We start from the raw sequence: 23,511 nt of genomic DNA on the forward strand, positions 1-23,511 counted from the left end.
CCTACCTCCTTGCGCCACTTTCAGAGACAGCCATTGGTGGCGACAGCCACCCAGGCCTGTGCCATCAGCAGGTTACCGTTGCTCATCTCAGCAAGTGCCACCACATGTTGCGGGGCGGCCAGCCGGACGCGCGTCGAGACGCGGGGAAGGCTGCGACCCGGAACGAAATGAAATTGTGCCACTTCGACGAGCGGGTTCTTCGGAGCGAATACACGGACGGATTTGACGTGATCGGCCTCGGTCATCGGACTGTCGACCGAGATGCTCATAGGCACCGTATAGCCGGTCGAGAATTCCGCCGGCATCACGAGGCGAAGCCGATTCGAGGGCGTTGCCTTTCGCCCAGTCACACGGAAGAGAAAGTCCTCTACCTCATCCGCTCCCCGGGAATGCTTCGGCGCCAGCAAGGCAACCGCACATGCCACTGTTCCCATGGTGCTGGTCAGCATATGACGTCGCGTCAGGCTCATCGCTGTGTCTCCGGGACGGCTTGCACGCAGTCAAAAAGGATTTCGTGCCTTCTCAAACGTCGCCACCGCGGTTCTGGGAAGAGTACACCCTGTCCCTTGCCCCGTAAATTGCGCACGATCCAGAGTTCATCGGCATTACATTGAGGCATCCCTCCTATGCTGGCTGCGGCGATTATCGAACTTGACCAAATTGCTTCGTTGGGGTGGCAGGCACTGGTCGACCACAACGGTTCGAGGAGAGGCCGTAGATTTGTGCAAACGTCGTTTGAGGAAGGAAGAAATTTGAGCGCGAGGAGACAACCTGAAACACCGAATCTTTGGGACACGAGCCGCTGCTGAATCAAGCCCCGGTCACGAGGACAGCGGCGAGTATCAGCCCCTATCAGCCAAGAGCAAAAATCCCCGCGGGGTCGACGGGGATGATGATTGAGTTATGCCTTAATTGGTTGCAGGCGGTGCGCATAAGATGGTCTCAGCTTGGATCATTTCATAGCATCTCAGCAGATCTCTCGTGCCGCAGCGACAGCGTGAACGCCCCAAATTCGCGGGCGTCTGAACGGCGCCTTCGTCCCGTCCTAGCGGACGCCCAGGGATATTCTTCTGGACGTCTGTTCACCACCCCGTGCAGACGGTCGATTGATTGGAGAAGCTCACCGCATCATCGCCCCCGCCCAAGCCCGAGGACTTTGGTTGGCTATTCGGTCGTGAAGGCAGCGATGGGGTGCCGACGTTAGGCAGCGGCTCGGTTGAGGCGGACCCAGCCACGCCTTCGCACTTCTGGATCCTGACGACGACATTGTTCAGCCTCAACGGTTGATCGATGCCTACGGGGAATTCGTGATCGTGGGGGGCGCAGCGGTGAATGGGCAACGAGCATCGACGGGCGGGCGCGACAGGGACCTAGACCTCCTCCTCCGCCAGACAGACGCAAACCTCGAGCGCCTGATCGACGTGCAACTCAACTGGCTACGCTTCAACGACACGCGCATCGCCAACTCAAGGAAGCGGGCGCAAAAATCCAGGATCGTAGACGGGGTCTAGGCGCGTCTGCTTACGGGTGGCGCTCAAGGCAATCATCTTCTTGCTTCGCGCACGTTTCGATGGTCGCCGTATCTTCCGCCACCGCGCTGACGCGATGGGAGCAGGAGGGGATTTACGCATGCAGCCGGGCAAGCGGATATGGTCAGCGGGTCCACTTCGAGCGAGGACGCGCGGATTCGTTGGAAAGAGCTTAGGCTAGAGCCGCTGCTTTAATGGTCTTCGCCAAACAATTCAAATACTTACTAGTGTACTGGCGGAGAGGGGGGGATTCGAACCCCCGATGGGCTTGCACCCATGCCGCATTTCGAGTGCGGTGCATTCAACCACTCTGCCACCTCTCCGCGGGGCCGGTTGGCGCTATGTGAGCGCGGCCGGTTCATAGCGGCAGTTTCCGCCGCTGACAAGGGGCAGAAAGAAGAATATCTTCAACTCAGTACCTTTCGCCTTGACAAGGCAGGGCGACTCCCTTAATCCGCGCCATGAAGTGGTGTGGCCTGCCCGCACCGCGGCGGGTCATGGTTTGTGCCCGTTCACTGGCGGTGGCCAAGAGTTTCCCTCAAGGCGCTCCGCTCAACGTAACGACTGAAAAAAAGACGGCCTTGCTGTTTCAGGCAAAGAGCCGGACCGAACATGAAAGGATAACAAATGTTCGCAGTCATCAAGACCGGCGGTAAACAGTACCGCGTGGCAGCCGACGACGTCATCACCATCGAAAAGCTGGAAGGCGTTGCAGGCGACAAGATCGAATTCACCGAGATCCTGATGGTCGGCGTCGGCGCCGATGCAACCATCGGTGCTCCGTTTGTCGAAGGTGCCGTTGTCAGCGCCGAGGTCGTGGACCAGGGCCGCGCCAAGAAGGTCATCGCCTTCAAGAAGCGCCGCCGCCAGAACTCCAAGCGTTCGCGCGGCCATCGCCAGCATCAGACGACCGTCCGCATCCTGGACATCGCTGCCGCCGGCGGCAAGGCGAAGAAGGCTTCGAAGAAGACCGAAGCCGCCGCTGAAGCTGCAAACTGAGTTCGGGATCGAAGGTTTAAAGGAGAACACCAATGGCACACAAGAAAGCTGGCGGTTCGTCGCGCAACGGTCGCGATTCTGAGTCCAAGCGCCTTGGCGTGAAGAAGTTCGGCGGCGAAGCCGTCATTCCAGGCAATATCATCGTGCGCCAGCGCGGCACGAAGTGGCATGCCGGCGCCAATGTCGGCCTCGGCAAGGACCATACGATTTTTGCGCTTACGACCGGTAACGTGGACTTCCGTAAGAAGGCCAACGGCCGAGTCTACGTGTCTGTAATGCCGAAAGCCGAAGCAGCGGAATAAGCCGGTAGCGCTCTAAAACAGCCGGCGTCTCATCGACCCGGCTGACGCACCCGCAAGGTTCTAAAGCCAGACTTCAAAGGGGAGATGGGGCAATACCCAGCTCCCCTTTTCACGTATCTGGAGGAAGAACCATGCAAACCGAGCTCGTCAGGGAAGACCAATCCCGGTCTCCCGAACAAAGGCTGAGGCCTCAACGGTCAAGGACCGATTGCCCGATATTGTTATCGCCCCGGCTCGTTTTGCGCGCCCCGCATGAAGACGATATCGACGCCCTTGCCCATCTTGCCAACAACGCCAATATCGCCACCATGGTCTCGCGCATGCCGCACCCCTACACCACGGCGGATGCGGCCGATTTCGTGCGACGCGCAAAAGCCGGCACGATTGGCAAGTGCGTCTACGCGATCACCAAAGCGGACAATGGCGCATTCCTCGGCTGCTGCGGGATCGAGCCGCATGCCGACGGCAGGACGGTCGAACTCGGCTACTGGCTGGGCGAGCCCCATTGGAACCAGGGCTATGCCACCGAGGCGACGCAAGCGCTGACCGACATGGCCTTCCGCACCCGCGACATCGACCAGATCGATGCGCGCTGCCGGGTCATGAACATGGCTTCGCGCCGGGTCATTCAGAAGTGCGGCTTCCAGTTCCAGGGCTCCGGCATGGTCGACAGCCTGGCGCTCGGCGGCACCGTCGCCGTCGAGTGGTACAGGCTCGACCGCAAGACCTGGGTTTCGCTCAAGAGCTGGGGAGGCATGCGATGAACGCGCTCGTCACCGAACGGGCGCGGATCGTCGCAAAGCCCGATCCCGGCCCCTGCCCGGACATCGAGACGAAGCGGCTCAGACTGCGGCCGCACCGCCTCTCCGACGCGGCACCGATCGCCGAATCGCTCGGCGATTTCCGGGTGGCGCGCATGCTGGCGCGGGTGCCGGCGCCCTATCACCAGCAGGACGCGCTCGACTGGCTGAACCGCCAGGCGGCGAACGTGCTGCCCGACTGGACGTTCGCCGTCACGTCCGGCGACGACGTCCATATCGGCTGCGTCGGCATCGAACTGAGACACGGCGAATGGCATGTCGGCTACTGGCTGAACCGCTTCTATTGGGGCAAGGGCCTAGCGAGCGAGGCGGTCTATGCCGCGGTCGACCGGTTCCTGCGGCGGATGCCGGAGGCGGTGCTGCATTCGGGGGTCTTCGCCGACAACCCCGCCTCGCTCAAGGTGCAGGAGAAGCTCGGCTTCAAGATCACCGGCTGCAGCCAGATCTATGCGCTCGCCCGCAACACCATGGTGGCGCATATCGAAACGCGGCTGTCGGCCGAGGACCTGCGCCGGCCAGCCTGACGAACCGAACCCGCCAGAGCCGGCTCTGGCGGGTTCTTTTGCACGATAGTCTTTGACCTCCGCCGGAACCGCCTATATCGATGGCGGCGAAGAGGCGGGGTCATGGAAAACTCCACGCGGTTTTGCGCGCGCAGCCCGCTCTGCAGACAATCAAGCCGAACATGCAAGAAATGGCGAACCGATGAAATTCCTCGATGAAACAAAAGTCTATATCCGGTCCGGGGATGGCGGCGCAGGCGCCGTCTCCTTCCACCGCGAGAAATTCATCGAGTTCGGCGGGCCGGACGGTGGCGACGGCGGTCGCGGCGGCGATGTCTGGGTGGAGGCGGTGAACGGTCTCAACACGTTGATCGACTTCCGCTACCAGCAGCACTTCAAGGGCAAGACCGGCATCCACGGCATGGGCCGCAACCGCACCGGCGCCAAGGGCGCCGACGTGACGCTGAAAGTGCCGGTCGGCACGCAGATCTTCGAGGAGGACAATGAGACGCTGATCGTCGACATGGTCGCGGAAGGCCAGCGCTATCGGCTCGCCGCCGGCGGCAATGGCGGCTTCGGCAATGCCCATTTCAAGACCTCGACCAACCAGGCGCCGAACTGGGCCAATCCCGGTCTCGAGGGCGAGGAGAAAACCATTTGGCTCAGGCTGAAGCTGATCGCCGATGCCGGCCTCGTCGGCCTGCCGAATGCCGGCAAGTCGACCTTTCTCGCCGCCTGCACGCGCGCCCGGCCGAAGATCGCCAACTATCCCTTCACGACGCTCCATCCCAATCTCGGCGTTGCCACCATCGACGGGCGGGAATTCATCCTCGCCGACATTCCCGGGCTGATCGAGGGCGCCCATGAGGGGATCGGCATCGGCGACCGTTTCCTCGGCCATGTCGAGCGCACCCGCGTTCTTCTGCACCTGGTCTCGGCGCAGGAGGAGGATGTCGCCAAGGCCTACACGACGGTCCGGCACGAGCTCGATGCCTATGGCGGCGGGCTCGAAGATAAGCCGCAGATCGTCGCGCTGTCGCAGATCGACGTGCTTGACGACGAGGAGCTGAAGGCGAAGGCGAAGGCGCTCGCCAAAGCCTGCGGCGCGCCGCCGCTCCTCATCTCGGCCGTTACCAACAGGGGCATGACCGAGGCGCTGAGGGCACTGCGCGACGTCATTTCCGCCGCCAAGGCGGGCGAGGAGCAGGTTTGAGATGGCTGCTACGCGCAAACCGCTCGCAAAATACCGCCGGATCGTCATAAAGATCGGCTCGGCCCTGCTCGTCGATCGCAAGACGGGGCTAAGGAAGAGCTGGCTCGACGCCATGTGCGCCGACATCGCCGCCCTGAAGGCCAAGGGTGTCGAGGTGCTGGTGGTCTCCTCCGGCGCCATCGCCCTCGGCCGCACCGTGCTGAACCTGCCGGCCGGAGCCTTGAAGCTCGAGGAGAGCCAGGCGACCGCCGCGGTCGGCCAGATCGCCCTGGCGCGCGCCTGGTCGGAAAGCCTTTCGACCGATCAGATCATCGCCGGCCAGATCCTGCTGACGCTCGGCGATACGGAGGAGCGCCGCCGCTATTTGAACGCGCGCGCCACGATCAACCAGTTGCTGAGGCTCGGCTCAGTGCCGATCATCAACGAGAACGACACGGTCGCGACCACCGAGATCCGCTATGGCGACAACGACCGGCTGGCCGCCCGCGTGGCGACGATGGTCGGGGCAGATCTGCTTGTGCTGCTGTCCGACATCGACGGGCTCTACACGGCCCCGCCGCATGTCGATCCGGAGGCCCGCTTCCTCGAGACGATTGCCGAAATCACCCCGGAAATCGAGGCGATGGCAGGCGGAGCGGCGTCCGAGCTGTCGCGCGGCGGCATGCGCACCAAGATCGATGCCGGCAAGATCGCCACCACCGCCGGCTGCGCGATGATCATCGCTTCTGGCAAGCCGGAGCACCCGCTCAAAGCGATCGAGGCGGGCGCCCGCTCCTCCTGGTTCGCGCCTTCCGGCTCGCCGGTGACGGCGCGCAAGACCTGGATCGCCGGGCAATTGCTACCGGCCGGCTCGATTGCGATCGACGCCGGGGCGGAGACGGCGCTGCGCTCCGGCAAGAGCCTGCTTCCGGCCGGCGTGCGGCAGGTGACGGGAAGTTTCAGCCGCGGCGACACGATCGCGATCCTTGGCAGCAGCGGCCGCGAGATCGCCCGCGGGCTTGCCGGCTACGATGCCGACGAAGCGCGCCAGATCGCCGGCAAAAAATCGGCCGAAATCGGCGCGATCCTCGGCTATGCCGGCCGCACCGCCATGGTGCATCGCGACGATATGGTGATGACCGCCCCCTCCGGCCCGCGGCCCGAGGAGGAACTGGATGACAGGAAGGGCAAGCTCCATGCTTGACGCGGCCGAAAACGGCAAGGATGTCAACGCGATGATGCTGGAGATCGGCCGGCGCGCCAAGGCGGCCGCCCGGCCACTCGCCATCGCCAGCGCCGAGCACAAGCATGCGGCGCTCGTCGCCATGGCGGACGCGATCGTCGCCAAAAGCGACGAAATTCTCGCCGCCAATGTGATCGATCTCGAAAACGCTCGGGAGAGCGGTGTCGCCACGGCCTTCATCGACCGGCTGACGCTGACGGAGGCTCGTATCCGCGACATGGCGGACGGCATTCGCGCGATCGCCGCGTTGAAGGATCCGATCGGTGATGTCATCGCCGAATGGGACCGGCCGAACGGGCTGCATATCGAACGGGTCCGCACCCCGCTTGGCGTTATCGGTGTGATCTATGAAAGCCGTCCGAATGTCACCGCGGATGCCGGCGCGCTCTGCCTCAAGGCCGGCAATGCCGTGATCCTGCGCGGCGGCTCCGACAGCTTCCATTCGTCACGGGCGATCCATGCCTGCCTCGTCGAGGGGCTGAAGTCGGCGGGCCTGCCGGAGGATGCGATCCAGATGGTCCCGGTTGCCGACCGCGCTGCCGTCGGCGCCATGCTTTCGGGTCTTGAGGGCGCGATCGACGTGATCGTGCCGCGCGGCGGCAAAAGCCTCGTCGCCCGCGTCCAGAACGAGGCGCGCGTGCCGGTGTTCGCCCATCTCGAAGGGCTATGCCATATCTACGTCGACGCTTCCGCCGATCTCGATATGGCGAGAAAGATCGTCGTCAACGCCAAGATGCGCCGCACCGGCATCTGCGGCGCCGCCGAGACGCTGTTGATCGACCGCAATGCAGCCGACCGGCTGGCAACACCGCTGCTCCAGGGGCTGCTTGATGCCGGATGCGAAGTGCGCGTCTCCGAAGAGTTGCAAGACCTGCTTCCCGGCCTGAAGGCGGCGAGCGATGAGGACTGGGCGACCGAATACCTCGACGCGATCATTTCGGCAAAGCTGGTCGACGGCATCTCCGGCGCCATCGAGCACGTCAACAGCTGGTCTTCGGCCCATACGGAGGCGGTGATCGCCGAGGACCCGGCGGTCGTCGAGCGCTTCTTCACGGAAATCGACTCGGCGATCCTCCTGCACAACGCCTCGACGCAATTTGCCGATGGCGGCGAATTCGGTATGGGCGGCGAGATTGGCATTGCCACCGGCAAGATGCACGCCCGCGGTCCGGTCGGCGTCGAACAGCTCACCTCGTTCAAATATCGCGTGCGCGGCACGGGACAGGTGCGGCCCTGACGACACCTGCCGATGTGAAGCCAAGCTATCTGCGCATGCCGCATGTCGAAAGCGGCATGACGGTCGGTCTGTTCGGCGGGTCCTTCAATCCGCCCCATGACGGCCACGTGCTCGTTGCCGAGACGGCGCTGCGCAAGCTCGGGTTCGACCAGCTGTGGTGGATGGTGACGCCCGGCAATCCGCTGAAGGACCGCAACAATCTCGCGCCGCTTGCCGAGCGCATCGCGATGAGCGAAAGGATCGCCCGCAATCCGCGCATCAAGGTCACCGCCTTCGAGCAGGCGCTCGGCCAGAGCTATACGGCACGCACTTTGGAGTTCGTCCGGGCGCGCAATCGCGGCGTGCGCTTCGTCTGGGTGATGGGGGCGGACAATCTCCGGAATTTTCACCGCTGGCAGAACTGGCGCCGGATCGTCGGCACCTTCCCGATCGCGGTGATCGACAGGCCGGGCGCGACGCTCGCCTATCTGTCGTCGCGGATGGCGACGACTTTCAGCCATGCGCGAATCGACGAGGACGACGCGACGACGCTCGCCTTTCAAAGGGCGCCGGCCTGGACCTTCATCCACGGGCCCCGCTCGTCCTTGAGCTCGACGGCGCTTCGTTCCGCCAAATCCGGGTGAATTCCCGTCATTTACTTCTCGCGTCTTGAAACTGCACCGGTTTGGTGCCTACATTTGACACACGGTTCGTCCTCAGATCACGAACCGGAAGTGCATGTTCTGTTCATTCGGAAAGGAAAGACCCTGACAACAGCACACGCCAAGGGATATGCGGTCTCCGCATACCCGCGCAGCACGGGATCGAGCGACGAAGCCGCTGTCCGTGCGCTTAAGCTGGTCCTCGAAAGCCTAGAGGACTCAAAGGCAGAAGACATCATCACCATCAACATTGCCGGAAAGTCGGCGCTGGGAGACTTCATGGTCGTCGTCTCCGGGCGTTCGAACAGGCATGTGATGGCTATTGCCGACCACCTGGTGAGAGACCTGAAGGACGAGGGACTTGGCAATCCCCGCGTCGAGGGCCTCGAGGGTGGTGACTGGGTGCTGATCGACACCGGCGATGTGATCATTCACATCTTCCGGCCCGAGATCCGGGAGTTCTACAACATCGAAAAGATGTGGGCCGCCCCGGAGATGGAGGACAGTACCCTGCACTGAGACGCGCCGCCCGTCCCTGACCGATCGCCTCAGGACGGAGCGACGACCGGTGCCGATTTGAGATGCGGCTGTCATCACCCGACCGGGCGGATGGCAGCAAGAGGGTTTTTGCCGACCGAAACCTACAGCGTCGTGCGTCTTTTCAGACGCACAAAGGTCGCTGTAGCACTTTGAATCTCTGCATGTTTTATCCTTGAACTGAGAACGGTTTAAGGAAACAAACAGTAGTCGGTCGGATGCCGGTGGGGACGGAACGGGTCAATGCGTATCGGACTTTTCGCAGTCGGCCGCCTGAAGGCGGGTCCGGAGAAGGATCTCGCGGCCCGTTATCTCGATCGCTTCTCCAAGGCCGGGCCGGCCGTGGGCCTGGAACTGGCGCGTGTTGTCGAGGTCAATGAGAGCCGCGCGGCGAACGCTGAAACGCGCAAGCGCGACGAAGCGGCCCAGCTCGAAAAGGCGCTTGCCGAGGGCAGCCTGCTCCTGTTGCTCGACGAGCGCGGCAAGGCGCTCGATTCCGAGAGTTTCGCCACGCTGCTCGGCGCGTTCCGGGATGGCGGCAAGCGCGACCTGATGATCGCCATCGGCGGTGCCGACGGGCTCGACCCGGCGCTCCACGCCCGCGCCGATGCCGTTCTCTGCCTTGGCAAGATGACCTGGCCGCACCAGCTCGTCCGCATCCTCATCGCCGAACAGCTTTATCGCGCCGTGACCATCCTTGCCGGCCACCCGTACCACCGCGCGTGAAAAGAGTCGAAGAGCATTCTGCAGAAGACCCCCTCCCCAACCCTCTCCACAAGGGGGATGGGCTTACTTTGCCGCGATCCCGCCTCCTATTTCGAATGTTTCCGGGATAAGCGGTGGATGGAAAATGGTAGGCGGTCGCAGCGAACGAGATAGCCCCTCCCCCTTATGGGGAAGGGTCTGGTCGATGCGCTTCACCGCAATAACAAGAATATGTATTGGTGGCCTCCGACAAATCGGATTAGGGTTCCCTGATTTAACTGCTAGCCCACGAGACAGGATGACGAGCGCCAGGAACAGAGCCGACGTCGCCCGGTTGAGATCTGCCGCGAGGCAGATCGGCCGGCACGCGGCGATCGCCGCCGTTCTTCTGTCCATGTACGGGCCGGCGCTTGCGCAGGAGGCCGCGAGAGACGTGGCTCCAGGCCCGACCGCCGCGCAACAGGGGCCGCCCGATCCCGCGGCCGACCTGACCTTAAGACGCGACAGCACGCGCAGCGAGCTCGACGCGCTGTCGAAGACGATCGGTCTTTCGCGCGACCGCGCCACGGCTCTCGAGCAGACGATTGCCGAGATCGACAAGAGCAATACGGCACTGCGTTCCGCGATCGTCGACTCGGCTGCGAAGCGCCAGGAACTCGAACGGCAGATTGCCGAGGGGGAGATACAGCTCAACGAACTGCGTGCCAAGGAGGACGTGGTCAAGCGTTCGCTGAGAGCCCGGCGCGGCGTGCTCGCCGAAGTGCTCGCTGCGCTGCAGCGCATGGGCCGCAACCCGCCGCCGGCGATCCTGGTGACGCCGGAAGATGCGCTTGGTTCCGTTCGCAGCGCAATCCTGCTCGGCGCCGTCGTTCCGGAAATCCGCGAGCAGACCGACAGCCTCGTCGCCGACCTCGAGGCGCTTGCCGACATCCGCGCCGGCATTGCCAGACAGAGGGACGATCTGACGGCGGCGATGACGGCCGTTCTCGAGGAAGAACGGCGCATGTCGATGCTCGTCGCCGAGAAGGAAAAGCTGCGACAGCGGAACGCGGCGGAACTGGCCTCCGAACAGCGCAAGGCTGACGAACTCGCCTCGCAGGCGACCAATCTCGAGGGGCTGATCTCCTCGCTCGAAAACGAGATCTCCTCGGTGCGCGAGGCCGCTGAGGCCGCCCGCGCGCAGGAGGAAGAACGGCTGCGGATGAACGAGGCCGAGCGTCAGGCGGCACGGGAGTTGGCCAAGAGCGCGGTGCCCGACAAAAACCGCATTGCGCCCGCATACGTGTTTTCGGAATTGCACCAGAGGCTCAGCTATCCGGTCGCAGGCTCGATCCTGCGGCAATTCGGCGACGCGGACGGCACCGGGCACTCGCTGCAGGGGATCATGCTGGAAACCAATGCAGGCGCGCTGGTGACCACGCCGGCGGACGGCTGGGTCGTCTATGCCGGCAGCTTCCGCAGCTATGGGCAGATGATCATTCTCAATCCCGGCGACGGCTACCACATCGTGCTGGCCGGAATGGAGAATGTGAGCGTCCGCCCGGGGCAATTCGTCGTGGCAGGCGAGCCGCTCGCGACGATGGGTGCAAAAAGAGTGGCGAGTGCGGCGGCCTTGACGCTGGAAACGGACAGGCCGACGATTTACATTGAATTCCGAAAAGACGGAAAGCCGGTTGATTCCCGACCGTGGTGGACCGCAGCAGAAGTTGGAAAGGCGCGAAATGATACGTAGAGCTTCACTTGTTCTGGTCGGGGCGCTGATGGGAGCGACGGCGATGGGCGTCGTCTATTCGGCAACGATCCCGGCCGTGGCGGCCAATTCGTCCACTTACCGCGAGCTGGCGATTTTTGGCGATGTGTTCGAGCGTGTGCGCGCGCAATACGTCACGCCGCCGCAGGACGACAAGCTCATCGAGAATGCCATCAATGGCATGCTCTCCTCCCTCGACCCGCATTCGAGCTACATGAACTCGGCCGATGCCGAGGATATGCGCACCCAGACGCGCGGCGAGTTCGGCGGCCTCGGCATCGAGGTGACGATGGAAGAGGATCTCGTCAAGGTGACGAGCCCGATCGACGAAACCCCTGCCGCCCGCGCCGGCGTGCTGGCCGGCGATCTGATCTCGAAGATCGACGGGCAGGACGTCCGCGGCCTGAAGCTCGAGGAAGCGGTCGAGAAGATGCGCGGTGCCGTCGGCACGCCGATCAAGCTCACCATCCTGCGCAAGGGCGCGGAAAAGCCGATCGAACTGACGATCGTTCGTGACGTGATCGCCGTGCGTGCGGTCAAGGTCCGCGTCGAAGGCGATGTCGGCTATCTTCGGGTGATCTCCTTCACCGAGAAGACCTTCGACGATCTGAAGAAGGGCATCGAGAAGATCCAGGCGGAAGTGCCGGCGGACAAGCTCAAGGGCTATGTGCTTGACCTGCGCCTCAATCCGGGCGGCCTGCTCGATCAGGCGATCAATGTTTCGGACGCCTTCATGGAGCGCGGCGAGGTCGTTTCGACCCGCGGCCGCAACCCGGACGAGACGCGCCGCTTCAACGCTACGCCGGGGGATCTCGCGGACGGCAAGCCCGTCATCGTGCTCGTCAACGGCGGCTCGGCTTCGGCATCGGAGATCGTCGCAGGCGCGCTCCAGGATATGAAGCGTGCCACCGTGCTGGGCACACGTTCCTTCGGCAAGGGCTCGGTTCAGACGATCATTCCGCTCGGCGACGCCGGCGCGCTGCGCCTGACGACGGCGCTCTACTACACGCCGTCCGGCAAATCGATCCAGGGGACCGGTATTACCCCGGACATCAAGGTCGAACAGCCGCTGCCGCCGGAACTGCTGGGCAAGGTGGAAGCGCAGGGCGAATCCGATCTGCGCGGCCATATCCCGGGGCAGAACGAGACGGACGAAGGCTCCGGCTCCGTGGCTTACGTGCCGCCGGAAACCAAGGACGACATTCAGCTCAACTACGCGTTCGACCTGTTGCGCGGCAAGAAGACGGATCCGACCTTCCCGGCCAATCCGGAACAGGCCGAGCTCAAGAAGTGAGGCTGGGTGGCTCATTGGCCTGATCCAGGGAGCCACGCGGCCGATCGAAGCGAATGAGACAAAGGCGCCGGGCTGTTCAACCCGGCGCCTTTATATTATTCATCGCCGATGTAGCCGACTGCCGATGATTCTTCGCGTGCGGGCGCATTCCTCACCGCAATTTTCCTAGAGCAATTCCAGGAAAAGTGCGTAACCGTTTTCCGTCCGGAATGGCGTGAAAACAAAAGATAGAGCGTTTTTGCGATTCGAAGAAAAGCGGAAATGCTCTAAGGTCGAGGCTCCGTTTGGGAACTGATCTCAATGCCCCCCTTGGCCACGGCCCGAAGAAGAGGCCAGTGCGCAAGCCCGACCCGCGCCGCATGGTCGGCTATGGGTTTCTCGGCATCTTCACGCTTGCCGTCGCTGGGCTCTCCGGCTGGGCGGCTTTCGCGCCCGATCGCCTGCTCCAAACGGCCGACCCGACCACAAGCGCTGACACGACTTTGGCGTCCGCCGGGCAAGCCGCGCCTTCCGCCAAACCCGAGGGCGCAGTTCGCTCGCTTCGGCCGAGAGGGGCTCATTCGGGAGCCCATGTCGAGGAAATCCTGACGGATGACGGCGCGACGGTTACAAAATTCACGCCGAGGTCGCGCGACGGCGACGGCCCGGCGCTGATCACTGCCGGCCCGATGCGCGGTCAGGATCCTCGCCTGGCGGCGCTTCCGAACGACGATCTCATCGAAGATACGCCTCAAGGCCGGTTGCCGATCGTCGGTCCGGACGGATTGAGGCCGATGGATCAGTATGCCCGCCCCTGGTCCGGCGCCCGCGGCACGCGCATCGGCTTGGTCGTCGGTGGTCTCGGCCTCAGCCAGACGGGAACCCAGCGCGCGATCCGCGACTTGTCGCCGGACGTGACGCTCGCCTTCGCCGCTGGCGGCAACAGCCTGCAACGTTGGATGCAGGATGCGCGGCGCGACGGCCACGAGATCCTCCTGCAAATCCCGATGGAGCCCTTCGACTATCCGGACAACGACCCGGGGCCGCATGCGCTTCTCATTTCCCGCAGCGCCACGAAAAACCTCGCCGAGTTGCACCGCAGCATGAGCCAGATCACCAATTATACCGGCGTCATGAACTATCTCGGCGGCCGGTTTCTCTCCGACACGGATGCACTCGAGCCGGTGATGCGCGACCTCGGCAAGCGCGGTCTGCTGTTTCTCGACGACGGCACCTCGGCGCAATCGTTGTCCGGAACGCTCTCCGGCGCCTTCGGGGTGCCGCACGGCTTCGCTGATCTGGTCCTCGACGGCGAACTCAGCCGCAACGCGATCCTGCGCAAACTCGACGAGCTCGAACGCGTCGCACGGCGCAACGGCAAGGCGATCGGTGTGGCCTCCGCCTTCGACGAAAGCGTGGCGACGATCGCCGAATGGATGGAAGAGGCCGGCGGGCGCGGCATCGAATTCGTCGGCATTTCGGCCCTCGTCAACGATCCGCAACAAAACTGATCTAAGCACGCGAACGGGCTGAACAGCCGGCAGCAACCATGCAGGGAATGGCGAGATGGGTAAAGACAAGGACAAGGTTTTGAGGGCAGAGGACCTTCCTTATCGGCCGTGCGTCGGCGTCATGGTCCTCAATCACGAGGGGCTTGTCTGGGCCGGGCATCGGCTCGCCGTCGGCAATTCGGAATATGACGGCTCGCCGGAGCTCTGGCAGATGCCGCAGGGCGGCATCGACAAGGGCGAGGATCCGCTCGAAGCCGCCTATCGCGAACTCTACGAGGAAACCGGCATGCGCAGCGTTTCGCTGCTTGCCGAGGCGCCCGGCTGGATCAACTACGACCTGCCGGAGCACCTGATCGGCATTGGCCTCAAGGGCAAGTATCGCGGCCAGACACAGCGCTGGTACGCCTTCCGTTTCGAGGGTGACGAAAGCGAGATCGCCATCGACCCGCCGCCGGATGGCCATGATCCCGAATTCGACGCCTGGGAATGGAAGCCGATGCGCGAGCTGCCGAACCTGATCGTGCCGTTCAAGCGCAAGGCCTATGAGGAGGTCGTCGCGGCCTTCGCGCATCTGGCGGGTAGGTAAGTCATCCCGCATTCCGCTGCCGGGCCATCTCCCCGCAGGTGGAACCAGAAAACGCAACCCGCCTTTTCATCGGTGAAAAAAAGTGCCGCGCGTTCGCAACGCGCGGCGCTCCGTTGAGATCGAGCCGATATTACTCGGCTTCGTTGGCCGGGGCGGCGTTGAGCTGCCCGTATTTCTCCTCGCCAATCGTGTCGAGCAGCTGGAGCTGCGACTCGAGGAAGTCGATATGGCCCTCCTCGTCTGCGAGCAGTTCCTCGAAGAGCTTCATCGAGACATAGTCGCCAGCCGCGTGACAGACATCGCGGGAATTCTTGTAGGCCGTGCGGGCGTCGTATTCGCCGGCGAGATCGGCCTTGAGCACTTCCTTGACATTCTGACCGATGCGCAACGGTGCGACCGTCTGCAGGTTCGGATGGCCTTCGAGGAAGATGATGCGTGCGATGAGTTTATCGGCGTGGTGCATTTCCTCGATGGATTCCTCACGCTCCTTCTTGGCGAGCAGCGTGTGGCCCCAGTCTTCGAGAAGGCGGTAATGCACCCAGTACTGGTTTACGGCACCGAGTTCGAGAAAGAGCGCTTCGTTAAGCTGCTCGATGACCTTTGCGTCGCCTTTCAAGATCCGCCCTCCGGTTTTCTTCGTGGAATTGTTTTAGGCGGGTCATGAAATCAAATAACTCGGCATCCGTCGAGTCGCGACGGGCGTGATATTGCTCGGTGGTACGGATGATGATGTCGACGACATTGGGAAAACAGCCGCAGCAGCGGCCGCGCTTTTCCATCGCGTGATAGACTTTCGCCGGCACGATCAGCTGCCAACAGTCCTCATCGAGGAGGCCGATGATCGTATCCTCGATCTCTTCTTCGGTGATGAAATTGCAGCTGCAAACCAACATTTCGCCTTGCCTGTCACACGCAACATCCTGATTTTGCGATAAAGCAAAAGAGGATATTTGCCGTCAACAAAAAACTCCTCTCCATAAAGTTGCGAAGCATATTAGAGCGGTTCTAATCTTGAGAAAAAAGTTCGCGTTTTCATTAGATTAGGCGATTCTAAGGCGAGGATTTTTCTCCCATGGCTTGCAAATTATATGTAGGGCAGCCTGCGACATTTTTACACAGGCAATTCCGGAGGCAAAAGTTGTGGGTGAATCGACGATGCAACGATCGTCGGTAGTTGACGGGAGGCTCAATGGAAATTGCGTCCCTTCGGCATGACCTCGGCCACCTCGCTCCCCGCCTCCGAAGCTTTCGGCCCCTCGTGCGCAGGCGGGGCCAGACGCATTTGCCGGAGTGCCTTCTTGTCGCGGGCATCCGCAGTCGGCCGCAGCGCCTCATCGGCCCGATCATTGGCTCCGAAACGCCTGGCCTCGTTGCGCAGGAGACCGAGCATCGGCGTCATGTCTTCCATATACTCGGCGACCACATGGATGACGCCGCTTTCGCTCTGTAAGCGGCCGCGCACCTTCACGAGCCGCGATCCCATGACCTGCCGCCGGTATGTCTGGAACGTCTTTTCCCAGACGATGATGTTGGCGACACCGGTTTCGTCCTCGATCGTCATGAAGATGACGCCGTTGGCGGAGCCCGGCCGCTGGCGGACGAGCACGAGGCCTGCCACCGTCACCCGTCTTCCGGCCGGGGTCCTTGCAAGGTCACGGCTGGAAAGGATGCCCATGCGCGCGAAATCCTCCCGCATGAAGGAAACCGGATGCGCCTTCAGGGAAAGCGTCAGGTACCGATAGTCATGGATGACATGCTCGCCCGCGGGCATGGCCGGCAGGGCGACCGCCGGTTCGACCTGCAAGTCCGCCGAGCCCGCTCGGTCGAAAAGCGGCAGGCGCTCGACCGCCGACTGCTCGTTGAGCGCCTTCACCGCCCAGAGTGCTCTTCGCCGATCGAGTCCGATGGAGCGGAAGGCATCCGCATCCGCCAGGCGCTCCAGCACGGCCCGGGACAGGCCGGAACGGATCCAGAGATCGTGGACGGAACCATATCCCTCGCCGCGACGCGCCACGAGCGCCTCCATATCCGGTTGCCGCACCCCCTTGACCAGCCGAAACCCCAGCCGCACCGCCTTCCTTGATTGGATGACATCCCGCATATCGGCATGACGCGGATCGATCGCCTCCTTGTGGAACATCCCATCGCCTTCGAGCAGGGCATCCCAGTCCGAGTGGTTGACGTCGACCGGCAGCATCCTGACCCCGTGTTCGCGGGCATCGCGCACGAGCTGGGCGGGCGCATAGAAGCCCATCGGCTGCGAATTCAGCAGCGCGGCGCAGAAGACATCCGGGTAGTAGGCTTTGAACCAGGAGGAGGCATAGACGAGGGAGGCGAAGGAGGCGGCATGGCTCTCGGGAAAGCCATATTCGCCGAAGCCCTTGATCTGGTTGAAGCAACGTTCGGCGAACTCCCTGTCATAGCCGTTCCTGACCATGCCATCGATCATCTTCCGTTCGAAAGTATGGATCGTGCCGGTCCTCTTGAAGGTCGCCATGGCGCGGCGCAGGCGATCGGCTTCGCTGGGCGAGAAGCCTGCAGCGGTGATGGCGATCTGCATCGCCTGTTCCTGGAACAGCGGCACGCCCAGCGTCCTTTCCAGCACCGCCTTCAATTCCGGACTCGGATAGTCGACCGCCTCTCCCCGGCGCTGCGCCTCGCGCCGCTTCAGATAGGGATGCACCATGTTGCCCTGGATGGGGCCGGGCCGGACGATCGCGACCTCGATCACCAGATCGTACATTTCGCGTGGGCGTAGGCGCGGCAGCATGCTCATCTGCGCCCGGCTTTCGATCTGGAACACCCCCACCGTATCGGCGCGGCAGATCATGTCGTAAACGGCTTCTCGCTGATCCTGGTAGAGTTCGGCGAGCGTTTTTCGTTCACCGTAATGGGCCTCCAGGAACTTGAAGGCCCTGGCGAGGCAGGTCAGCATGCCGAGCGCCAGCACATCGACCTTGAGGATCTTCAACTGGTCGAGATCGTCCTTGTCCCATTCGATCATGTAGCGGTCGGGCATGGCCGTGTTCATGATCGGCACGACCTCGTCGAGCCTGTCGCGGGTGATGACGAAGCCGCCGACATGCTGGGAGAGATGCCGCGGGAAATTCATGAGAAGGCTGGCATAGGCAAGAACGCGTCTGGTGAGCGGATCCGCCACGTCGAGGCCCGCCCCCTTGGCCTGATCTTCGGTGAAGGGCGAAGTTCCCCAGCCCCAGATCGAACTGACGAGAGCGGATTGCACATCCTCCGACAGGCCAAAGGCCTTGGCGACCTCGCGCCCGGCCGAACGCGAGCGATAGCTGATCACCGCGGCGGTGAGCCCGGCATGCTCCTTGCCATAGGTCCGGTAGATATATTGGATGACCTCCTCGCGCCGCTCGTGCTCGAAGTCGACATCGATATCGGGCGGCTCGTCGCGGTCGCGCGACAGGAAGCGGTCGAACAGCAGCGTGAACTTCTGCGGATCGACATCGGTGATGCCGAGACAGAAACAGACCGAGGAATTGGCCGCAGACCCCCGCCCCTGACAGAGAATGTTCACGCTGCGGGCAAATTTCACCAGCTTGTGCACGGTCAGGAAATAGGGCTCGTATTTCTTGTCGTGAATGAGTTCGAGTTCGTACTCGATCTGCCGCTGGACCTTTTCCGGCACGCCCGTCGGGTAACGCTCCAGCGCGCCTTTCGCGACCAGCCTTCGCAAGCTTTCAGCCGGCGTCTCGCCTTCGGCGTTTTCGTCCGGATATTGGTGGCTGAGTTCGTCGAGGCTGAAGGAAAGCCGCTTGAAGAATTTGCCAGCATTGGCGATCGCTTCGGGATAGTCGCGGAAAAGCCGTGCCATCTCCTTCGGGCCCTTCAGGTGCCTTTCGGCGTTCTTCTGGAGGAGGAAGCCGGCGCTGGCGATCGTCACATGTTCGCGAATGGCGGTTACGACATCCGCAAGCGGCCTGTAATGCGGATCGTGATAGAGCGCGTCATTGGTGGCCAGAAGCCGGACATCCAGGCTCCTGGCGACTGCGGCGAGGACGGCGAAGTCATGCCGGTCGAAACCGTCATAACGGGGCGCCAGACCAAGATAGAGCCGGTTGCCTACATGCTCCTGCAATTTTTCGAGAAGCGTGCGCATGGCTTCCGGCTGCGGCCGACCCTCGCCCGGCATGACGATCAGGAGAAGCTCCTCCTGCCATTCGAGGAGATCGGCGAGATAAAGCGTGCAATCGCCCTTCTTCGAGCGCAGATTGCCGGTGCTGAGCAGACGGCAAAGATGCCCCCAACCCGACCTGTTTCGGGGATAGGCGAGAATATCCGGCGTGCCGTCGGCAAAAACCAGGCGGGCCCCCGGCTGGAAAGGGTAACCCTCCACTTTCGCCTTGCCATGGGCACGGACGACACCGGCCACGCTGTTGCGATCGGCGATGCCGAGACCCGAAAGCCCGGCCTTCCTGGCAAAGACGATCATCTCCTCGGCCGGCGCCGCCCCCTCGAGGAAGGAGAAATTCGTGCGCGCCCCAAGCTCGTAGAAGATCGGCTCCTCGCTCATGCGAACACTCCGTGCATGAACCATCGGGCCGCGGCGACTTCCCTTCCGTAGAGGCCTTCGCGGAACAGCCAGAAGCGGCGGCCCTGCTGATCCTCGACCCGGAAATAGTCGCGGGTCGGATGCCCCTCGCCGTCGATCCACCATTCGGCGGCGATCCGCTCCGGACCCTCGGCGCGGGCGACGCGATACTGGGTCTTGCGCCAGTTGAAGCTGCGCGGGGCGCCGTCCGGAACCTCGGCCGTCGCCTCCACCAGTTCGGGATAGCTGAAAATCCGAAGCGGGCGGTTTTCAGGAAAAGGCCGGCCTGCAAAAAACTTGTCGTCAGAGGCAGGGGACCCCATCACCGCCGCCACATCCCGAACGGCGGCAAACCCGCCCGCCCGTTCCGGCAGGTGGCTTTCGGCCAGGCTCGCCTGCATCAGGCAATCGGGACCGAAACGGGCGGAAACCTTGTCGATGAAGGCGGCAAGCGGCTGGCTTTCCTCGGGCACGCCGGAAAAATCCTGCTGTGCCGGATCGAGCCTTTCGCTGCGCAAAACCGCGAGCCTCAGGATTTCGAAACCATATCCGGCATCGAGATCGTCATGAAGCGCCTGCAGCCGTTCGCGAAAGAGCGCCGCAATGCGATCGGCATCATTCAACGGGATGGCCGCATGCGCCCGGACGCGGAACACCCGTCCATCGACGCGAAACAGGAGGAGTTCGAACAGCCGCCCGCCTTCGCCATGCCGCTCCAGCGAGGCGCGGACGTCCTTGGCAAGGTGCCGTGCCAGTTCGAGAATGTATTCCTCGTCCATAAGCGGCTCGGCGAGCCGGCGCTCGGCGGAAAAGCTCGGCACCGGCAGGCGGGGCGATAAAGGTTCGTCCGCCTCGCCTCTCGCCTGGTCGAGCTTGAGGAGAAGAAGGGAGCCGAAGCGGCGGGCGAGCGGCGCGCGCGGCGCTTCGAGAAGATCGCCGATCTGCTTCAGCCCGACCCGTTCGAGCGCGGCGGCGGTTTCCGCCGGCAGGCGCAGCGCAGCGACCGGCAAAGGGGCAAGAACCCGGTCGGCCTCTCCCGGTTCGATGACGTCGGCACTGCCATAGCGGGCAACCGCCCAGGAAAGGCCAGCAGCGGAGGAGACGGTCGCCCGCGCTTCGACGCCGAGCGAAAAAAGCCGGGACAAGACGTCGCTGACGAGCCCCTTCTCGCCGCCATGCAGATGAGCACAGCCGGTGATATCGAGGAACAGGCCGTCCTTTCCATCGAGCGCGACGAGCGGCGTATAGCGGTCGCACCAATCGGCAAGCCCTTCCAGGAAGGCCTGGTCCGCCGCCGGATCGGCGGCGATCACGTCGAGCGCCGGACACATGGCGCGAGCCTCCGCAGCCCCCTGGCCGCGCTTCAGGCCGATGCACTCGGCAAGCGTGTCGAGCGCGACGAGGCGCATGGCATTGTCGACCTTGGCGGCAAAAGCCACCGGCGGATGATCAGGACGCCCGCGCGAAAGCCAGGAGGCGCCCCAGCGGCTGCGTGCGATGCGATCGGCCGGCAGATGCGGAAAGTGGATCGACAGGATTCTCTGGCTGTCCGTGGGCTTGAAGAGCGGCGCTCCGGCGCTCGTCGAGGGGGTAGAAGCGGCGGTCATGGGCGTTCCATTCCAGAAAAATGCCGGCAGAGCCGTAAGCCCTGCTTTTTTCGACATGGAGGTGAAAGGCGGGATGATCGAAGCTGCCGCAAAGCACCGAACCATCGGGGAGAGGACGTTCGCCGGCCGGCGCCGGCTTGATCTGGAACCGGAAGAAGGCGCTGCTCGCCTCCTCCTCGCCCGCCTGGCGGAGGAGAAGGAGAGGCACGCCGCCGGCCCGGGCCCGGACATGCAGGCGCCGGCTCTCGCTCAAGGCGAGGCTGGCGGGATTGCCGCGGATTTCCAGAATGACCGCGGCGAAGACCGGCACCGAAAGTGCTGTTTCGGTAACCCACAGCGCATCCTTGACGGTGCGCACTGAGACGAAGAGGAAGCGCTCCGGGTCGAGCCCGTAGGACTTGAGGCCGGGCGCATAGAGCTGCCCCGCCTCGCGGGAAGCAAGCGCCTGGCTGATCCAGAGCACCGGGGCGAGATGGCCTTTCTCCTTCCTTTCCCGTTGATAAAGCACCGCAAGCGCCGCCACGAAGCCGGCGGCCGCGCCCGCATCGCGGGTTTCGGCATTGCGGATTTCCATCAGGCCTTCGAGCGGCAGCCCGCCCTTGAGGACATCGTCGAGCGGCGCAATCCCGAGCGGCAGGACCTTGCGATGCAAGGTTCCTTCCCTGCCGCGCCGAAAGCCGGCGGCATCGGCCGCCTTGGCGGTCCGCACAATTCCAGGCAAGTTGCAATTTTCAATCCGTGATATGGTGTCACGAAGGGAAAGAATGGTTTGCCGTTGCACGGCGTTCTCGGCCATGACGGTCAACCTCCCATCAAATGTTCATGTTATGTTCTTATGGATTCCAGAGCCTGGGGGAAGAGTCAACAGCAAAGGATAAGAATTTATTCCTCATCCCTGCTCGAACAGAATTCAACACTCGAAAAACAAACGAGAAATCGCTATATGAGGGGCAATAAGGAGTGCCTATGGCCCGCATTGACCAGACCGAGGATTGGCGGGAACGCCACGCACCGACGCTTACCACATTCGAACAGCTTGCGTTTGAAGCCTTTAGCCACCTGCCGCAAGAATTCCGCAAGCTGACGACGGACCTCATCATCGAAGTTGCCGATTTTCCAAGCGACGACGTCTTCGAAGACATGGCGCTCGAGACGCCTTTCGACCTTCTCGGCCTGTTCGAAGGCCGCGGCATCGGTGAACGCTTTACCATGGAGACCGGCCAGTTCCCGAACCGGATCACGCTCTACCGCCGTCCGATCCTCGACTACTGGGCGGAGAACGAGGAGACCCTGGGCGACATCATCACCCATGTGCTGATCCACGAGATCGGCCACCATTTCGGTCTTTCCGACGACGACATGGAACGGATCGAGGCCAGCGTCGAGCACGTCGGCGGGTAGCCTAGCAGCAGCTTTTCCGATCACAAATTTGCCCCTCATCCGGCCTGCCGGCCACCTTCTCCCCCGCGAGCGGAGCGAAGGAAACCCGTTGCCCGCTCCGAAGTCACCTCCCTCGGGGCGAGGGGTTAGGGGCAGAATTTCCGCGCTAATCCTCGATCTTGCGCGCCTCCGAGACCAGCATGATCGGCACGCCGTCGCGAATCGGATAGGCAAGCCGCGCCTTTTCCGAGACCAGCTCATGGGCCTCGGCATCGTAGCGCAGCCGCCCCTTCGTCAGCGGGCAGACGAGCAGTTCGAGGAGTTTCGGATCGACCCTGCTGGCATTTGCGTCCATGGCTTCGTCTTCACTGCAGAATGTTGTCGAAATCGCCGAAATTGCGGGCGAGCACGATCTCGGTGATCGCGATCAGCGTTTCGGCGCGCGTCCTGAGATCGGGCGCTTCCAGCAGCGCCTGTTTCTCCGCCGGCCCATAGGGCGACATCATCGCCATCGAATTGACGAGCGTACGGTTGCTGGCCCGTTCGACGCTTTCCCAGTCCGCTTCCAGCTTGTTGGCGTCGAGATAGGCGCGGAAGGCGGCGAGCAGCGCCTCGCGATCGACGAGGGCTTCGTCGTCGGGCCCCTCGAGATCGGCCGCAAAGGGGCCGATGCGGAAACGCCGATAGCCGCGCACGCCGGAAATTTCGGAAAAGAGCCTGTAGCGGCAGACGCCGGTGAGCGACGTGATATAGCGGCCGTCGCCGGTCTCGGCGAAGGAGGTGATGCGGCCGATGCAGCCGACCTGGCATAGGGCCGGCACCGGCGAGGAATCGATGTCGCTGCGACCTTCGGCAAAGGAGGGTTGGACGATGCCGATCAGCCGGTCACCGGAGAGCGCGTCGTCGAACATTGCGAGGTAGCGCGGTTCGAAGATATTGAGTGGAAGCTGTGCACCCGGAAGCAGCAGCGCGCCCGTCAGGGGGAAGACCGGAATTATCTCCGGCAGATCCTTCGGACTGAGATAGCGCGCATTTCCGACATGCATTTCCGAATGCCCCTGAAGATCACGGCGTCCCCGTCGCAGAGCGTGGGCCGCACGCTCAAGAGATGGTGCATCCCTCGAAAATCTCAAGAAG

At 63.0% G+C, this 23,511-nt stretch carries 23 protein-coding genes and 1 tRNA gene; 15 read left to right on the plus strand and 9 right to left on the minus strand.

Features of this window, described 5'->3' with window-relative positions; translation table 11 throughout:
* Positions 1 to 20 precede the first annotated feature (20 nt).
* Both USDA257_RS27680 and USDA257_RS27690 read right to left on the minus strand, forming a co-directional pair.
* A complete protein-coding gene (locus USDA257_RS27680) occupies positions 21 to 470 on the minus strand; it encodes a thiosulfate oxidation carrier protein SoxY (protein ID WP_014766295.1) in 450 nt (149 codons plus the stop codon).
* Between the two features lie 1,292 nt (positions 471 to 1,762).
* Positions 1,763 to 1,852: transfer RNA gene (locus tag USDA257_RS27690), tRNA-Ser, on the minus strand.
* Between the two features lie 304 nt (positions 1,853 to 2,156).
* Here USDA257_RS27690 and rplU point away from each other — a divergent pair.
* The 14 genes from rplU (at position 2,157) to USDA257_RS27760 (ending at position 14,829) form a co-directional block, all read left to right on the plus strand.
* On the plus strand, positions 2,157 to 2,528 hold the full coding sequence (gene rplU, locus USDA257_RS27695) for a 50S ribosomal protein L21 (protein WP_041414740.1): 372 nt from the start codon (positions 2,157 to 2,159) through the stop codon (positions 2,526 to 2,528).
* 32 nt (positions 2,529 to 2,560) lie between these two features.
* Positions 2,561 to 2,830, plus strand: coding sequence for a 50S ribosomal protein L27 (gene rpmA, locus USDA257_RS27700; RefSeq protein WP_003531206.1), 270 nt, complete (start codon positions 2,561 to 2,563; stop codon positions 2,828 to 2,830).
* Between the two features lie 131 nt (positions 2,831 to 2,961).
* Positions 2,962 to 3,594 carry a GNAT family N-acetyltransferase gene (locus tag USDA257_RS27705; RefSeq protein ID WP_014766297.1) on the plus strand — a complete coding sequence of 211 codons (633 nt, stop codon included), beginning with the start codon at positions 2,962 to 2,964 and terminating at the stop codon, positions 3,592 to 3,594.
* Positions 3,591 to 4,175, plus strand: coding sequence for a GNAT family N-acetyltransferase (locus USDA257_RS27710; RefSeq protein WP_014766298.1), 585 nt, complete (start codon positions 3,591 to 3,593; stop codon positions 4,173 to 4,175). The genes USDA257_RS27705 and USDA257_RS27710 overlap by 4 nt, the downstream gene beginning before the upstream one ends.
* A gap of 181 nt (positions 4,176 to 4,356) precedes the next feature.
* Positions 4,357 to 5,367, plus strand: a complete 1,011-nt coding sequence (obgE, locus tag USDA257_RS27715; RefSeq protein WP_014766299.1) for a GTPase ObgE — start codon at positions 4,357 to 4,359, stop codon at positions 5,365 to 5,367.
* Between the two features lies 1 nt (position 5,368).
* Positions 5,369 to 6,550, plus strand: a complete 1,182-nt coding sequence (gene proB, locus USDA257_RS27720; protein WP_014766300.1) for a glutamate 5-kinase — start codon at positions 5,369 to 5,371, stop codon at positions 6,548 to 6,550.
* Positions 6,543 to 7,826 carry a glutamate-5-semialdehyde dehydrogenase gene (locus tag USDA257_RS27725; protein WP_041414743.1) on the plus strand — a complete coding sequence of 428 codons (1,284 nt, stop codon included), beginning with the start codon at positions 6,543 to 6,545 and terminating at the stop codon, positions 7,824 to 7,826. The genes proB and USDA257_RS27725 overlap by 8 nt, the downstream gene beginning before the upstream one ends.
* A gap of 56 nt (positions 7,827 to 7,882) precedes the next feature.
* Positions 7,883 to 8,449, plus strand: coding sequence for a nicotinate-nucleotide adenylyltransferase (locus tag USDA257_RS27730; protein WP_231698946.1), 567 nt, complete (start codon positions 7,883 to 7,885; stop codon positions 8,447 to 8,449).
* Positions 8,450 to 8,539: 90 nt separating this feature from the next.
* Positions 8,540 to 8,986, plus strand: coding sequence for a ribosome silencing factor (rsfS, locus tag USDA257_RS27735; protein ID WP_041414745.1), 447 nt, complete (start codon positions 8,540 to 8,542; stop codon positions 8,984 to 8,986).
* A gap of 261 nt (positions 8,987 to 9,247) precedes the next feature.
* The gene (rlmH, locus tag USDA257_RS27740; RefSeq protein WP_014766304.1) at positions 9,248 to 9,730 is read left to right on the plus strand and encodes a 23S rRNA (pseudouridine(1915)-N(3))-methyltransferase RlmH; all 483 of its coding nucleotides are present in this window, start codon (positions 9,248 to 9,250) and stop codon (positions 9,728 to 9,730) included.
* A gap of 277 nt (positions 9,731 to 10,007) precedes the next feature.
* A complete protein-coding gene (locus tag USDA257_RS27745; protein WP_041414746.1) occupies positions 10,008 to 11,441 on the plus strand; it encodes a murein hydrolase activator EnvC family protein in 1,434 nt (477 codons plus the stop codon).
* Entirely contained in the window at positions 11,431 to 12,753 is a 1,323-nt protein-coding gene (locus tag USDA257_RS27750; protein WP_014766306.1) for a S41 family peptidase, read from the plus strand. The genes USDA257_RS27745 and USDA257_RS27750 overlap by 11 nt, the downstream gene beginning before the upstream one ends.
* A 284-nt stretch (positions 12,754 to 13,037) precedes the next feature.
* The gene (locus tag USDA257_RS27755; protein WP_014766307.1) at positions 13,038 to 14,243 is read left to right on the plus strand and encodes a divergent polysaccharide deacetylase family protein; all 1,206 of its coding nucleotides are present in this window, start codon (positions 13,038 to 13,040) and stop codon (positions 14,241 to 14,243) included.
* 55 nt (positions 14,244 to 14,298) lie between these two features.
* On the plus strand, positions 14,299 to 14,829 hold the full coding sequence (locus tag USDA257_RS27760; RefSeq protein ID WP_014766308.1) for an RNA pyrophosphohydrolase: 531 nt from the start codon (positions 14,299 to 14,301) through the stop codon (positions 14,827 to 14,829).
* A 130-nt stretch (positions 14,830 to 14,959) separates the two neighbouring features.
* Here the strand turns inward: USDA257_RS27760 and bfr are convergent, their stop codons facing one another.
* The 5 genes from bfr to USDA257_RS38115 form a co-directional block, all read right to left on the minus strand.
* Positions 14,960 to 15,445: a bacterioferritin gene (bfr, locus tag USDA257_RS27765; protein ID WP_014766309.1), complete on the minus strand. Its 486-nt coding sequence runs from the start codon at positions 15,443 to 15,445 to the stop codon at positions 14,960 to 14,962.
* Positions 15,411 to 15,722 (minus strand): (2Fe-2S)-binding protein, encoded by a 312-nt coding sequence (locus USDA257_RS27770; RefSeq protein WP_014766310.1) that lies wholly within the window; start codon positions 15,720 to 15,722, stop codon positions 15,411 to 15,413. The genes bfr and USDA257_RS27770 overlap by 35 nt, the downstream gene beginning before the upstream one ends.
* A 293-nt stretch (positions 15,723 to 16,015) precedes the next feature.
* Positions 16,016 to 19,369 carry an error-prone DNA polymerase gene (locus tag USDA257_RS27775; protein ID WP_014766311.1) on the minus strand — a complete coding sequence of 1,118 codons (3,354 nt, stop codon included), beginning with the start codon at positions 19,367 to 19,369 and terminating at the stop codon, positions 16,016 to 16,018.
* Positions 19,366 to 20,796, minus strand: a complete 1,431-nt coding sequence (locus tag USDA257_RS27780) for a DNA polymerase Y family protein (protein ID WP_231698947.1) — start codon at positions 20,794 to 20,796, stop codon at positions 19,366 to 19,368. Before USDA257_RS27780 ends, USDA257_RS27775 begins: the two co-directional genes overlap by 4 nt.
* Before the next feature lie 40 nt (positions 20,797 to 20,836).
* On the minus strand, positions 20,837 to 21,790 hold the full coding sequence (locus tag USDA257_RS38115) for an ImuA family protein (protein ID WP_223843383.1): 954 nt from the start codon (positions 21,788 to 21,790) through the stop codon (positions 20,837 to 20,839).
* A 170-nt stretch (positions 21,791 to 21,960) separates the two neighbouring features.
* Between USDA257_RS38115 and USDA257_RS27785 the strand changes: the two genes are divergently transcribed.
* Positions 21,961 to 22,395, plus strand: coding sequence for a metallopeptidase family protein (locus USDA257_RS27785; protein WP_014330104.1), 435 nt, complete (start codon positions 21,961 to 21,963; stop codon positions 22,393 to 22,395).
* 145 nt (positions 22,396 to 22,540) lie between these two features.
* Here the strand turns inward: USDA257_RS27785 and USDA257_RS27790 are convergent, their stop codons facing one another.
* Both USDA257_RS27790 and USDA257_RS27795 read right to left on the minus strand, forming a co-directional pair.
* A complete protein-coding gene (locus USDA257_RS27790; protein ID WP_012709672.1) occupies positions 22,541 to 22,729 on the minus strand; it encodes a Trm112 family protein in 189 nt (62 codons plus the stop codon).
* Between the two features lie 10 nt (positions 22,730 to 22,739).
* A complete protein-coding gene (locus tag USDA257_RS27795; protein ID WP_014766313.1) occupies positions 22,740 to 23,420 on the minus strand; it encodes an LON peptidase substrate-binding domain-containing protein in 681 nt (226 codons plus the stop codon).
* Between the last annotated feature and the right edge of the window lie 91 nt (positions 23,421 to 23,511).

Source organism: Sinorhizobium fredii USDA 257 (assembly GCF_000265205.3).
In the GTDB taxonomy this organism is placed as follows: domain Bacteria; phylum Pseudomonadota; class Alphaproteobacteria; order Rhizobiales; family Rhizobiaceae; genus Sinorhizobium; species Sinorhizobium fredii_B.